Source organism: Parabacteroides chongii (genome assembly GCF_029581355.1).
Taxonomy (GTDB): domain Bacteria; phylum Bacteroidota; class Bacteroidia; order Bacteroidales; family Tannerellaceae; genus Parabacteroides; species Parabacteroides chongii.
Window position 1 is genome coordinate 1867387 of the sequence record NZ_CP120849.1, and the last position, 15288, is coordinate 1882674.

Here is a 15288-nt window from a genome sequence, read left to right on the forward strand (position 1 = left end):
ATACGTATAGAATGAAAACGAATACGCTTTTTTTACTCCTTGTCTTTTGTTGCAGTCTTTTTACCGTGTTGCCGGCTAATGCCGACGATTGGCGGGATAAGATGCCTTTTCTAAAATATACTCCCCGGTATTTCGGACCGAATGCGTTTCCTCTTCCTGAGTTGATGGGAGGAAAGTTGTCTTCACGGTGGGAAGTGGAGTTAAGAGGTGAATACCATAAAATGACGGGGGACAAGACGAAGGATGTTTTTGCACGTTTGTATATTCCTATAGCCAAAGGACGTGCCGGTATATCGCTTTACGGGGTGATCCAGGAATGGTATGAGACATCTCCCGAGGTGCGCGACGAACGTAATGCGGTCGAAGTCAAGTCTCCTATTCCCTGTCATGGCGATTTTATCCTAAGTTGTCATTATCAGGTGCTGACCAGTGAGAAATGGGTGGATATCGTAGCAAATGCGAGCTTGAAAACAGCCAGTGGCGGTCGCCTGTGTGATGCCCGCTATACGGATGCGGCGGCTTATTGGTTCGATTGTAATATCGGACGTACGTTATGGCAGGATCCGGAAACGGCAGCTTCAATTCGTGTACAGGGAATGGCTGGTTTTTACTGCTGGATGACAAATGACCTGATACATCGCCAGAATGATGCTTTAACATATGCTATCGGGGCACAGGCGACTTTTCGCGGTTTCACCCTGAACTGCGACTATACCGGTATAAAGGGGTACAGGGGAGAAGGTGATAAGCCGATGGTACTTCGTACAAAGCTGAATTATGAAATTAAGAAGAATATTATCTCTTTCGGTTATAAGCATGGCATACAGGACTATCTGTACGATAGTTTTTCATTAGCCTATATCCGTTGTTTCTAAAATTTATTTCCTCCCGAAATCGGCAGGGATCTCTCCCCATTCGGATGTTTCCCACTTCAGGATCGTAGTGGTATATGTATTGTTGTTCAGCCATTTTTCAGCACGTTCGATCAGATCGAAGATCGGTTCATTGACCGGTTCCCGCTCCAGCAGCGTCTTGCATTTCTTCTTTTTTACCCAACTAATCGCATTGCGGCTGTCCGAATAGATAGGCAGGCTGCTCTCTTTCTGTTTCAGCAAGGCCAGACCGTGCACGAGTGCCAGGAACTCACCTACATTATTGGTACCTTTTTTCAGAGGACCGATATGGAATATCTCCTGTCCGGTAGCCGTGTAAACACCCCGGTATTCCATATCCCCCGGATTACCGCTGCAGGCAGCATCGACAGCCAGGCTTTCGTTGATCGGCTTGCCGACAGGCGCTTTGGGAGCCAGACTGGCGGCGGCTTTCGACGACGAAGCCGTTTTCAGGTAATGCGTATATCCTTTTTCAAAGGCCTCGAAAGCTTCTTCGCGGGTCTCGAACGATTTGTATTTCGCTCCTTCCTGTCCTTCTACCTGCATTTTACACTCCGCCCAGTTGTCGTAAACACCTGGGTTCAGCCCTTTCCATACTACGTACTGTTTATTCTTCGCCATTTTCTGTATTCTTCGGATATGAGATGCAAAGGTAATATTTTGTTACTTTTCTATTGAAAGAAAAGTAATGAAGAAAAAAAACTTTACATTTGCGGTAAACAATCATATACGAAATGAAGCGTATTTTTCTGATAGGTTATATGGGAGCCGGAAAGACGACAGTCGGTAAAGACCTCGCCAAGCTGATGGACCTTTATTTTATTGACCTGGACTGTTACATCGAAGGCCGTTATCATAAAACGGTCGGACAGATATTTGCTGAAAAAGGGGAAGATGCATTCCGCGATATTGAACGGCGGATGCTGCATGAAGTGGCTATGTTTGAAAACGTACTGATCTCTACAGGTGGCGGCGCTCCCTGCTTTTTTGACAATATGGAGTTTATGAATGAAATGGGGACTACGGTCTATCTGAAAGTTTCGGTGGAAGAACTGGCTAAACGTCTTGAAGTTTGCAAATCGACCCGTCCCGTGCTGAAAGGACGCTCCGGCGACGAACTGGTTGCTTTTATTGCAGAAAACCTGAAGAAAAGAACTCCTCATTATATGCAAGCATCCATCGTATTTGATGCCGAAGTGATGTTGACGGAAACAGATGTGCACAAAATTTCGGAAGCATTGAAAGAAATAGTATAATATATAATGTAAGGCAGTTGTCATACTTGCCGACCGTAAAATCGTATTATGGAAGCAACAGGAGGCAGACAACCCCAGGGTGCATATATCACCCAGGAGTTGTTGAAGGAATTGAACAAGATAGGAAATCGTTTACTGATTGGTGTCCCTTGTGAGCGGAAAGAAGGGGAAAAGCGTCTGGCGCTTACTCCCGAGGCTGTTGACATGCTGACCGACCGCGGGCATCACGTATTGGTGGAGTCGGGTGCCGGTCTGGGGATCAATTACTCTGACAATCATTACTCTGAGGCCGGTGCCGAGATCGTAACTACTCCGGCTGAAGTCTTCCAGGCGGATATCATCCTGAAGATACTTCCTCCGTTACCGCAGGAAATCTTGCTGATGAAGCCCCGTTCGACCGTTTTTTCCATGGTGCAGCTGAATCTTTTCTCGCAGGAGGCGTTTGAGCTGATGATGGCGAAACGAATTACAGCCATTGCCTATGAACTGATGTCGGACGATCAGCGCAGGTGTCCTGTCCTGAATGTTATTTCAGAGATAGAAGGGACTGCTTCCATTACCATTGCTTCCGAATTGCTGAGTAATACCCAGGGAGGGAAAGGAATCCTGTTGGGAGGCATCCCCGGTGTATCGCCTACCGAAATCGTGATCGTGGGAGCCGGAAATGCCGGAACGGTTGCCGCCCGTGCTGCTTTGGCACTGGGTGCTTCAGTCAAGGTGTTCGACGACGATATCAATAAACTGCGTACCATCCAGCAAGTTTTGGGACAGGGATTGTTTACTTCCAATTTTCACCCGAACGTACTGCATAATGCTTTCCGTACCGCCGATGTCGTGATCGGGGCGATGCGTTATATCAATACGCGTTACCGGTATGTGATCGCAGAGGAACTGGTGCGGACCATGAAGCGAGGATCGCTGGTGATCGACCTGCGTATCAGCCAAGGCGGTTGTTTTGAAACGACTTGCTGCCTGGCAAACTCCGATCCGAGCGTGTTCGAACAATACGGTGTATTGCATTATTGTATACCTAATATAAGTAACCGGGTGGCACGAACCACTTCGATGGCTTTTAGTAATATATTCGTCCCGATCTTCCTTTCTTTGGGAGATGCCGGAACAGTCCAAAATATGATAAAGACCGATGATGGCTTTCGTTCAGGAGTTTACATGTATTGTGGGAAACCTGTAAACAGTTATGTGTCTAATCATTTTAATTTATCATCGAATAATCTGGATCTATATCTATCTGCTTTTTAAGGAGCAAAAGTTTTGAACTGGTAAAGTTTATTCTTTACTTTGCGGAAATCTAACTACAAACAAGCGATTAAGCTAATATAAATAATTATGGCAGAACAAACAAAAGTAACAACGTTGGAAAAGGTTGTCATCCGTTTTTCGGGAGATTCCGGAGATGGTATGCAGTTAACCGGAACAATCTTTTCTAATCTGTCGGCTATCTTCGGAAATGAGATATCTACATTTCCCGATTATCCGGCGGAAGTACGTGCTCCTCAGGGAACACTGAGTGGTGTATCAGGATTTCAGGTGCATTTGGGATCACGTAAAATCTTTACTCCCGGCGATAAGGCGGATGTCCTGGTTGCTATGAACCCAGCCGCTTTAAAGGTGAACGTGAAGAATATCAAACCCAATGCAATAGTTATCATAGATACCGATTCATTCAAGAAGAGTGATCTGGACAAGGCTTTGTTTACAACTGACGATCCGTTCAAAGAACTGGGTCTGAACAGTGTACAGGTTGTTGCTGCCCCGATCTCTACCATGGTAAAAGACGGGTTGGCTGAGTTCGGGCTGGATAACAAATCGGCTCTCCGCTCAAAGAATATGTTTGCCCTGGGACTTGTTTGCTGGTTGTTCGACCGTCCTTTGGAAGAAGCCATGCATATGCTTCAGAATAAGTTCGCCAAAAAGCCGGTGATCGCACAGGCCAACATCAAGGCGTTGACAGACGGTTATAACTACGGTCATAATATCCATGCGTCGGTTTCTACTTATCGTATCGAAAGCAAGAAAGCCGAACCGGGATTCTATACAGACGTAAACGGAAACAAGGCTACTTCCTACGGGTTGATCGCTGCTGCGGAAAAGGCAGGCTTACAGCTCTTCCTGGGTAGTTATCCGATTACTCCGGCTACTGATATTTTGCATGAATTGTCTAAACGGAAAGATCTGGGTGTGATCACGGTACAGGCAGAAGATGAAATAGCCGGTATCTGTACGGCTATCGGCGGTAGCTTCGCTGGTTGCCTGGCTGCTACCTCTACTTCCGGTCCGGGACTGGCACTGAAGAGTGAAGCGATCGGTCTGGCTGTAATAGCTGAGTTGCCGTTGGTTGTCATCGACGTGCAGCGTGGCGGTCCTTCAACCGGTATGCCGACCAAGAGTGAACAGACTGACTTGATGCAGGCTTTGTATGGACGTAACGGTGAAAGTCCGGCTGTCGTAGTTGCCGCATCTACTCCGACAGACTGTTTCGATGCTGCTTACTGGGCTGGTAAACTGGCTGTAGAACATATGACTCCGGTAATCCTTCTGACAGATGCCTTTATCGCAAACGGCTCTTCTGCCTGGAAATTGCCTGATTTGGACAACTATCCGGCAATCCAGCCGAATTATGTTTCTAACTACCACGACGAAAAACCGTGGAAAGCCTATCGTCGTGATAAAGAAAGCCATGTCCGTTACTGGGCTATCCCTGGAATGGAAGGTTTCGCACATCGTTTGGGAGGTCTGGAAAAAGACTACGAAACGAGTGCTATCTCTACCGATCCGGTCAACCACCAGAAGATGGTTACTACCCGTCAGGCAAAGATCGACAAGATTGCCGACTTTATCCCTGAACAGGAAGTGATCGGTGATCCCGATGCCGACCTGTTGCTGGTAGGCTGGGGCGGAACATACGGTCATCTGTATGAAGCCATGGAAACGATGCAGGAACAAGGTAAGAAAGTGGCTCTGGCTCACTTCAAGTTCATCAGCCCGCTTCCGAAGAATACGGCAGAGATACTTTCCAAATATAAGAAAGTGGTTGTTGCCGAACAGAATAACGGACAGTTTGCCAACTATCTGCGTGGCAAAGTTCCCGGATTCAATCCGTACAGATTCAATCGCGTGAAAGGCCAGCCTTTCGTTGTTGCGAGATTAGTTGAGGAATTCACTAAAATATTGGAGGCGTAAGAAATGACAGATATAAAATTCGAACCGAAAGATTATAAGAGCGACCAGTATGTTCGCTGGTGTCCGGGTTGTGGAGACCATGCCGTATTGAACTGTTTGCACAAAGCAATGGCGGAAGTAGGAGTAGCTCCTCATAATATGGCCGTTATCTCGGGTATCGGGTGTTCTTCCCGTTTACCTTATTATATGAATACATACGGTTTCCATACCATCCACGGACGTGGTGCTGCGATTGCAACAGGTGTGAAAACTGCTCGTCCCGACTTGAGTGTCTGGCTGATCACGGGTGATGGCGACTGTCTGGCTATTGGCGGTAACCATTTTATCCATGCCGTACGCCGTAATGTCGACCTGAACATTGTCCTGTTCAATAATAAGATTTATGGTTTGACCAAGGGGCAGTATTCACCGACTTCCGACCGTGGATTCGTTTCCAAGAGTTCTCCTTACGGAACGGTGGAAGACCCGTTTATTCCGGCTGAACTGGCTTTGGGAGCACGCGGGAACTTCTTTGCCCGTGTGATCGATGTAGACTTGAAGAATACGACGGAAGTACTGGCTGCTTCTGCCCGTCATAAAGGGGCTTCCGTTACAGAAGTGCTGGTAAACTGTGTGATCTTCAACGACGGTATCCACAAAAGCATTGTCGATAAGGAATACCGTGCTGACCGTACGATCTTCCTGCGCCACGGCGAAAAGATGATCTTCGGTAAGGAAGGCAACAAAGGTCTTGTGTTGGACGGACTGAAGCTGAAAGCTGTTACGATCGGTGAGGACGGTTATACGATGGATGATATCCTGGTTCATGACGCTCACGAAAAAGACAATACGCTTCACCTGATGTTGGCGATGATGTCGGACGATATGCCGATTGCCCTGGGTGTGATCCGTGATGTGGACGCTCCGGTATACGATGAAGCCGTTCATCAGCAGATCGAAGAAGTGCAGGCGAAGAATCCTACCCGCAAGCTGAAAGATTTCTTGATGCAAGGGGAAGTTTGGGAAGTGAAATAAACGATATGAGATAAGTAAACAGGCTTCTGTTTTTAATTGACAGGCTGTTATAAAAGCTTCATTACATGAATCTATGTAATAAAGGCTTTTGTAACAGCTTTATTTTTTGCCTGGCTAATGCTTTATTCATTGAAAGAATGTGATGGGGCTTATTTTGATCAATTTCACTCATGTGTAGATCTCGATGATTATTTATTCCTAACTCAAAAATCATATACTTAATATATAAGGATCGTATGGTAGGAACTTTTGGAGGTACTTAAAAGTCTGTTAGAAAAAAGATATTTTATTAATGGCTGAAATTGATTGAATATCAACCGTTGATGAATGTACTAAAGTTTTGAACGTAGTTCTATGAGAACTATGTTACTCCTTTCAAAATTTACTTCTGCAAATATATTATTATTTTTCAAAATAAAGCATCTATTATTAAAATATTTTTATTTATATCTGTATTTGGTTGAATTATTAGATTAATAGCTCCATATATTGTAAAATATTAGTTTGGTTTTGAATTTTTGTGATTAGTACTTATGCCTCCTGAATTTTTGTAGGAAAATGATGTTACGGGTAGAAAGTAAAAATGTAACATGCTTTATTTAGCAAGTATATCGTCCCTGATATTGTCTGTAAAGTATGAGTATAGGTAGTAACATAGTTCTCATAGAACTACGTTCAAAACTTTAGTACATTCATCAACGGTTGATATTCCATAAAAACTTTTTTTTACCTTTTAAAAGTAACACTTTATGAAAAGAATCTGTTTGTTTTTTTTGCTTTTGCTGTGTACAGTGGGAGCAATGGGCCAAAAAAGGTCAATCACGGGTGTAGTTGTCGATATGACAGGCGAACCGATTATTGGTGCTAGTATAGTAGAAATAGGGACAACAAATGGCACTGTTACCGACATTGATGGGAAGTTTTCTCTTTCCGTACCTACGAATGGAAAGATTCAGATCTCCTATGTTGGGTATAAACCAGAGACACTGACTATTAAAAATCAGACTGTTTTACAGATTAAAATGGCAGAAGATTCTGAAATGCTGGGAGAAGTGGTTGTCACAGGTTATGGTGGAACCCAACTTCGTTCTAAATTAACGAATTCGATTTCAAAAGTGAAAGAAGAGCATTTGGCTGTTGGTCTTTTTTCTAATCCTGCACAGGCTCTTTCCGGATCTGTTGCCGGTCTGAAAGTGACCCAGTCTACCGGTAATCCGGCTGCATCTCCTGTTATCGTACTTCGTGGTGGCACTAATTTGGACGGAACAGGTTCACCTTTGATTCTTGTTGACGGACAGCAACGAGATGATCTGAGCGATATCAACCCGGCGGATATTGAATCGATGGAAGTGTTGAAAGATGCCGGCGCAACAGCACTGTATGGAGCTCGGGCTAATAATGGAGTAATTCTTGTTTCGACAAAACGTGGAAAAGCCGGGCATACCTCTATTAATGTAAAGGCGCAGGTTGGATTGAATTATATGAGAAATCCTTATGACTTTATGGACGGAGGCGACTATTTATATTGGATGAGAAAATCATATCAGAATGCAGGTCAGGTTTTTAAATCTGCATCCGGAAATTGGGTGGGATGGAATGATATGAGTACGCTAAAGGGAAATCAGCCTTACGGTACCGGAAATATTTATTGGGCTGATGCTGCTAAGACTATTCCTGCTGATGGAAATATGAATTCAAGTGCAGTATGGAGTACAATGAAATATACAGATGACCTGGCCTTTCTTTTGAACCAGGGATGGAAGACTATGACCGATCCTGTATATGGGGACAAATTAATTTATAGAGATTGGGATATGGCTGAGAACAATTTGAATCATCCGGCTATTTCACAGGATTATAATATCAATATTTCCGGAGGAAATGATAAAGGAAATTATTATGCAAGTGTCGGCTATAATCGTACGGAAGGTATTCCATTGGATAACTTCTATCAACGTGTAAATGCAACCTTAAATGCCGATTATAAAATTCGTGAGTGGTTAACCTCTTCAACGAACTTTTCTTTCTCCGATTCTAAATGGAATGGTCTTCCCAATGGATTGGAAAGAAAGGAAGATTTGACGGAGTATGATGAGACTGAACATAATTTCTTTGTTCGTATGTTGAGTGCACCTCCTACATTGCGTGGATATAATGCAAATGGCGAATTACTTCTCGGACGTGACTATAAGGATGGTAATCAGGCTGTGAACTCCAGCAAATTCGGTCGTGATTATACTGCTAACAAATTCAATTTCGGTGAAAGTTTGAATTTTCAAATATTGAAAGACCTTTCTTTGAAAGTTGGGGCTATATGGATGTATGATGAAAAGCTGAAAGAAAAATATAACCAGGACTTTTTACAATCTCCGGGTAATATCAATAAGACTAGAAGTGCTTCCGGCTATTTTAACCGTGTATTTAAACAGACTTATAATGCGGTTGCTAATTATAGCTTGAATATAAAACAGGAACATAGCCTCAATGCTTTGGTTGGATTCGAATATTACAATGAAGCCAAAAAAGGATTCAGTGCAGAAGGCGCAGGTGCTCCTACCGATGGTTTGACGGACCTGGGATTGACTGCTTCCGGAGCTAATCAGCGGACAATTGATTCCTGGCATGAAAGAAAAGCCATAATGTCTTATTTCGGACGTGTTAATTATGACTACCAAGGCAAGTATCTTTTGTCTGCAACTTTACGTCATGACGGATATTCTGTTTTGTTAGGTGATAACCGTTGGGGTACTTTTCCCGGTGTTTCTGTAGGTTGGATTTTCGGTAAGGAAAAATTTATGGAAAATCTTCAGAATGTTGTATCATTTGCTAAATTACGCGCCAGCTATGGTCTGAATGGTAATGTTTCAAAGATTGGAGCTTATGAGTTACAAGGCGATTACTCGACAGTTTCATACGGAGGTCTGTCAGGCTTCGAGATCGGTAAGTTACCTAATCCTTCATTAAGATGGGAAAAATCTCATACTTTTGAAGCTGGACTTGATTTTGGATTCCTGGAGAATAAGATCAATGCAAACTTTACATTCTATAATCGTCGTACGCAGGATAAATATGCTAATATTCCGCTCCCGGGTTCATCCGGTTTTGACTCTTTTAAGACAAATAACGGTGAAATACAAAACCGCGGACTTGAAATTGAGCTGGCATTCAAAGTAATAAATACGAATGACTTTAAATGGAATATTGGTGTTAATGCTGCATATAATAAAAATAAGATCCTTAAATTACCGGATAATGGTCTGGAACGAAACAGACAAAATGCCTTTCAGGTGTATGATCCTAAAACAAAAGAACTTATTTGGGTAGGCGGATATCAGGAAGGGCAAGAGCCCGGTGCTTTGTATGCATTTAAATATGAAGGTGTATATAAAAGCTATGATGAAATACCGGGTAATCTGAAAGATATTGCTTATAAAAGTAGTGGCTTGACGCTGTATGGTCCTGATGCCTGGGCAGCACTTCCCGAATCGGAAAAAGTAGGTAGTAATGGGAAACCGTTGGCGTTGCCTATTCAACCGGGAGATGCAAAGTTTAAAGATGTCAATGGTGACGGTGTGATTGATGATTATGATATGGTGAAAGTCGGTAATACTGTCCCTCATTGGACGGGTGGTATTAATACGGACTTAACCTGGAAAGATTTTTCTTTGTATGTTCGTATGGACTATGCGTTGGATTATAAATTGCATGACTTCTCTTCTTCCTGGATAATGGGTAACCTGCAGGGAACATTCAATACCCTGGAAAAGACAAAAGACTCCTGGACACCCGAAAATCCGAATGCGAAATATCCGACTTATGTTTGGGCAGATCAGTTGGGAAAAGGTAATTATCAGCGTCGCTCGACTATGTTCACTCATGAAGGCAGTTACTTGGCATTCCGTGAAATCGCCTTTACGTATACAATGCCTAAAAAGTTGATTTCCAAATGGAATATTGAAAGATTAGCTTTCACTGTAACAGGACAAAATCTGGGTTACCTGACTGCTGCAAAAGATTTATTCTCTCCGGAACCGACGGAGATCTTGAATGAGGACGATCTGCATTTGGGTGGTTATCCATTGCCACGTTCTGTGATATTTGGAATTAATCTTACATTCTAATTTTTAAAACTTACAATATTATGAAATACTTAAAACATATTTTTGTTTCATGTCTGATGACGGGAATGTTATTATCCTGTGATGCATTGGATTATAAGCCTGAAGATTATTACGGAAGTTCTACATTCTGGGATAATGAAGCACAGGTGGATGGCTTCATGGTTGGGATTCATAAGAATTTGCGTGATATAAATGAGTATATATTCCTATTTGGGGAAGCACGCGGAGGTACTCAGAGAACGGGTTCGGGTACTCAGGGAGTAAGCTATGATTATAGTTCTCCGATTAAAGACAACAACTTTACATATTATAATACGGGGGTTAGTAACTGGGCTAAGTTTTATCCCAAAATATTGAATATAAACGAGTTTATTTATGAGGTAGAAAACAATTGTGATTTTTTGGATACTGCGGCAAGAAATTATTATTTGGGGCAGGCTTATGGTGTTCGTGCATATCTTTATTTCCATTTGTATCGTACATTCGGTGGCGTTCCTGTAGTGAAAGACCCGGACGTAATGAACGGAATTACTAATGCCGGGGATCTATACCAGGCTCGTGCTACAGCAAAACAAACTCTTGATTTTATTAAAGAGGATATTACCAAATCGGAAACAGCTTTTGGGGATGATGAAACCGTAAATTTAAATAAGGGCATGTGGTCGAAAGCTGCTACTATGGCCTTGAAGGGAGAAGTATATCTATGGTCTGCCAAAGTAACGACTGATGATCAGTCTCCTGCAAGCGGTGATATTGCGACTGCAAAGAATGCTCTTTCCGGTTTGATTGGAAAATATCGGTTACTGGATGATTACGCAGATGTGTTCGCTTATGAGAATAAAGGAAATGATGAGGTTATCATGGCTTTGAGATTTGTGGACGGAGAAAAATCCAATTGGATCTATAATTTTACCTATACCGATGCGGATTTTCTGAATAAATTCTATGGAGTGAATGGACTGTTGATTACTTCTGATACCTTGGTGCTGAATAATCAGGGTAAGCAGCGCCATGAATGGAAAGAAGGATTTTTCAAATCATACGATGATAAGGATATGAGAAAGCGTGAAATCTTCCTCGATTATTATGATCAGGAGGGAAATTATTCCGGAACGGTTTTACGTAAATGCCTGGGTACGATAAATGCTGCGACCAATAAACGTGTGTTCAGTGATGATTATGTAATTTACCGTTATGCAGATGTCTTGTTAATGATGGCCGAAGTAGTCAATATGGAAGGAGGAGACGTCGCTTCTTATCTGAATCAGGTTCGTAAACGCGCTTATGGTAGTAATTATGATGAAAGTGTATATGGATATACAAACGGGACATTCGAGAAAAACGAACTGGCTATTTTGTATGAGCGCGATAAAGAATTTGTATGGGAAGGTAAACGTTGGTATGATATCCGTCGTATGTGGGATGCCAACCATAAACCACTGGTTTTCTCTTCTGAGGTGAATTACGATACGCAGGAACCGGTCGTAAAGGAAAACGATGCGTATAAACTCTTGTGGCCGATCGATATTGAAACATTGAATAAAGATCCGGAACTGGTAAATAATCCGGGTTATATGAAATAATATAATCTGATTAACAAGAAGAGGTTATTGACATAGAATGAAAGTAACCTCTTCTTTTTCTATTGCAAACCATAAAAACTATTATATCATGAAATTTATTAAAAACATAATGCTTTTGGCTTTCCTGGCTTTTTCTACCTCTTTAATGGCACAGGAAACAACGTTTGTCCCTTCTGAACATGGTTTTATTAAGTCTGATAGGGAAGACGGACGCTTTATCAGTTCGAGAAGAATCGTACATGCCATGCTTAAAAATACGCATCCTAAATATACATTCAATCCGGATATGAACTTGTCTGAGTTCAAAATTTGGCAAACAGGTTTGAGAGAAGCGATGAAAGATATCATGTGTCATCCTGATATCAAAGGACAGCCTGCTCCTAAATTACTGAAAAGTGAACCACGCGAAGGATATGTTCTTGAGAAATGGGAATTCTATCCTTTACCGGAGTGTGTATCTACATTTTTGGTATTGATACCCGAAAATGTAAAAAAAACGTCTCCGGCAGTAATGTGTATTCCGGGGTCAGGAGGAACAAAAGAACGTCTGACGGGCGAACCGCCATTGGAACCCAAATTTGAGGAAGATTATCATAATGATAAAGCGGCAATGGCACTCCGTTATGTAGAGATGGGGATAATTGCAGTTGTTGTAGATAATGCTGCAGCCGGCGAAGCTTCCGATCTGGAGAAATATACGGTAGGTACCAGTTTCCATTATGATGGAACTGCCCGTTATCTGTTGGAACTGGGTTGGAGTTATCTGGGTTATACCTCTTTCCTGGATATGCAGGTTATCGACTGGATGAAACAGGATAAACGTATCGATAAAGACCGTTTAATCGTTAGCGGTTTTTCTTTAGGCACGGAGCCTTTAATGGTGTTGGCTTCACTGGACCCTTCCATCTATGCATTTGTTTATAATGATTTTCTGTGTAATACGTTGGAACGTGCTGTCGTGATGACAGAACCTGACAAGAATGGCATTCGTCCCTTTCCGAATACAATCCGCCATTTGATCCCCAGATTCTGGAATAATTTTAATTTTCCGGACATTGTGTCGGCTATTGCTCCGCGTCCTTTGATATTGACCGAAGGCGGACTCGATCGTGACTTGAATCTGGTTCGCAAGGCTTATGAAATAACCGGACATCCGGAGAACTTGGAAATACATCATTATCCTAAATTCTCTGATCCGAAATCACGTATTGATTTGAAGACATTGCCTGAAGGTATTAACCGCGATCAGTATTATGATCTGGTCAATGTGGACCGTACCAGCCATTATTTTAAAGCTATAACTGTGATCCCCTGGCTGACGAAACTGTTGCAACGCGATTCTAAATAGATGGCTTATGAAAAGGAATTTGTTATGTATGATTTTTATGCTGGTCGTCACGATAGTGAAAGGAACTGCAACGGATGTAACAGTTCTGTTTTATGATGCGGAATTACCTGTTTTGGTGAACAAACAGGAAAATATTGTTTGTGAAATACTTATTAACAGCAAATTCGGAGGTGAAATAGTAAATGAAGTCTTTTTAACCCAGGAAGGTATTCTTCCTAGGGATGGAATAGGGTGCTCTTTGTTTTTTAGCGGGACTTCCTCTGTCTTGACTTCCCGTACTCCTTCTCAGGCTATACATGAGGGGGTGAGAAATACCGGAGGTAGTCAATCTTTTTATTGTCATCCGGCATATTCCATTAGAAAAAGTGCTTTGGACGGGATTCCTGACAGAATCTTTTTCCCGGTAAATACCCGTTTGGTTAAAGGAGATAATTATTTCTGGATCAGTTTTAAATTGAATCCTTCTGCTTCATTGGATACCCGCTTTGCAGTTGCATTAGAGGCTGTGAAAATAAACGGAGAGAATATTCGGGTACGGAATGTGAAAGAGAGAAATATTATTCATCGTACCGGATATGCTTTACGGCAATTGGATGATGATAACGTGGATTCATACCGTATTCCGGGTTTGGTTACGACGAATAAAGGAACATTGATCGCTGTATATGATGCCCGTCACCAGACAAATATAGATCTACAGGAAGATATCGATATAGGAATGAGTCGTAGTACTGACGGAGGAAAAAGCTGGGAACCGATGAAGATCATTATGGATATGGGAGAATACAACGGATTGCCCCAGAGTCAGAATGGCATAGGAGATCCGGCTGTGTTGGTGGACGAGCGGACGAACACAATTTGGGCTTCTGCTGTTTGGGTACACGGTTTGGCTAATGCCCGTGCCTGGAGAAGTGTCCGGTCGGGAATGAAACCAGAAGACGGTACTGGTCAGATCATGCTAGCTAACAGTACAGATGATGGTTTGACATGGTCTGATCCAATAAATATTACTTCTATGGTAAAAACAAGAGATATGACAATGCTTCTTCAAGGACCAGGCAGAGGTATAACGATGCGGGACGGGACTCTTGTTTTTCCGGTTCAGTATAAGAGTGTCGAAAATGATCTTAGAGGTGAAATTTCAGTCATATATAGCAAAGATCATGGTCTTACCTGGCATCGTGCAAATCCGGTACCGACGGATGGTGGCATTTCCGAACCACAGATTGCAGAAATTGATTCCGGTATTTTAATGATCAATGCACGCTCTTCTGCTCCTTATCGTTTTATCGCTACTACTTCTGATTTGGGAGAAAGCTGGAGAATACATGAATCATCAGATAAGATACTGGTAGAACCCGGTTGTATGGGAAGTTTGTTGCATATAAGAAAAGAAGATAATGTTTTAAAAAAAGATATATTGCTTTTTTCTAATCCGGACTTTAAAGCCTCCCGACCGGCAATGTCTTCACGAAGAAATATTACGGTCAAGGCGAGTCTGGACGGAGGGGAGACCTGGCCGACTGAATATCAAATAAATCTGGATGAAGAGCAAGGGTGGGGATATTCTTGTCTGACCCGGATTGACAGCGAAACGATAGGTATTCTTTATGAAGGGAGTACAGCTCAGATGGTCTTTCAAAGGATAAAATTGGATGATTTGATGAAGAAATAAAATCTTTACCCGAAACAACTGAACACTCTGTTTGACACTTTTGTTCTATATTGTAAAGTTCAGTTTGCAAATTGATTACCCCATTTGTTAATTGCATGGAAAAGAGCAATTATTACTGAAAAATTTCCTTAATAGAGTGTTTGCAATAAAAAAAAATATTACTTTTGTACCGGTCTTAACAAGGCGGGGGAACAGCA

10 protein-coding genes are annotated in these 15288 nt (G+C 42.3%); 9 read left to right on the top strand and 1 reads right to left on the bottom strand.

The window, feature by feature from the left end; genetic code table 11:
* Positions 1 to 11 precede the first annotated feature (11 nt).
* Entirely contained in the window at positions 12 to 875 is an 864-nt protein-coding gene (locus P3L47_RS07080) for a hypothetical protein (RefSeq protein ID WP_277783147.1), read from the top strand.
* Positions 876 to 878: 3 nt separating this feature from the next.
* Here P3L47_RS07080 and P3L47_RS07085 read toward each other — a convergent pair whose 3' ends face one another.
* Complete coding sequence (locus P3L47_RS07085) at positions 879 to 1514, bottom strand: ribonuclease H1 domain-containing protein (protein WP_122361800.1); 636 nt, start codon at positions 1512 to 1514, stop codon at positions 879 to 881.
* Positions 1515 to 1627: 113 nt separating this feature from the next.
* Between P3L47_RS07085 and P3L47_RS07090 the strand changes: the two genes are divergently transcribed.
* The 8 genes from P3L47_RS07090 to P3L47_RS07125 all read left to right on the top strand — a co-directional run bounded on the left by P3L47_RS07090 (position 1628) and on the right by P3L47_RS07125 (position 15091).
* Positions 1628 to 2149, top strand: coding sequence for a shikimate kinase (locus P3L47_RS07090; RefSeq protein ID WP_122361798.1), 522 nt, complete (start codon positions 1628 to 1630; stop codon positions 2147 to 2149).
* Positions 2150 to 2197: 48 nt separating this feature from the next.
* A complete protein-coding gene (locus tag P3L47_RS07095; RefSeq protein ID WP_277783148.1) occupies positions 2198 to 3409 on the top strand; it encodes an alanine dehydrogenase in 1212 nt (403 codons plus the stop codon).
* Between the two features lie 87 nt (positions 3410 to 3496).
* Positions 3497 to 5350 (top strand): 2-oxoacid:acceptor oxidoreductase subunit alpha, encoded by a 1854-nt coding sequence (locus P3L47_RS07100; protein WP_277783149.1) that lies wholly within the window; start codon positions 3497 to 3499, stop codon positions 5348 to 5350.
* Positions 5351 to 5353: 3 nt separating this feature from the next.
* Entirely contained in the window at positions 5354 to 6364 is a 1011-nt protein-coding gene (locus P3L47_RS07105; RefSeq protein WP_122361792.1) for a 2-oxoacid:ferredoxin oxidoreductase subunit beta, read from the top strand.
* 749 nt (positions 6365 to 7113) lie between these two features.
* Positions 7114 to 10485 (top strand): SusC/RagA family TonB-linked outer membrane protein, encoded by a 3372-nt coding sequence (locus tag P3L47_RS07110; protein ID WP_277783150.1) that lies wholly within the window; start codon positions 7114 to 7116, stop codon positions 10483 to 10485.
* A gap of 20 nt (positions 10486 to 10505) precedes the next feature.
* Entirely contained in the window at positions 10506 to 12068 is a 1563-nt protein-coding gene (locus P3L47_RS07115) for a RagB/SusD family nutrient uptake outer membrane protein (RefSeq protein WP_277783151.1), read from the top strand.
* Positions 12069 to 12156: 88 nt separating this feature from the next.
* Positions 12157 to 13416 carry an alpha/beta hydrolase family protein gene (locus P3L47_RS07120; RefSeq protein WP_427910542.1) on the top strand — a complete coding sequence of 420 codons (1260 nt, stop codon included), beginning with the start codon at positions 12157 to 12159 and terminating at the stop codon, positions 13414 to 13416.
* Positions 13417 to 13423: 7 nt separating this feature from the next.
* Positions 13424 to 15091: a sialidase family protein gene (locus tag P3L47_RS07125; protein ID WP_277783152.1), complete on the top strand. Its 1668-nt coding sequence runs from the start codon at positions 13424 to 13426 to the stop codon at positions 15089 to 15091.
* Positions 15092 to 15288: the final 197 nt, after the last annotated feature.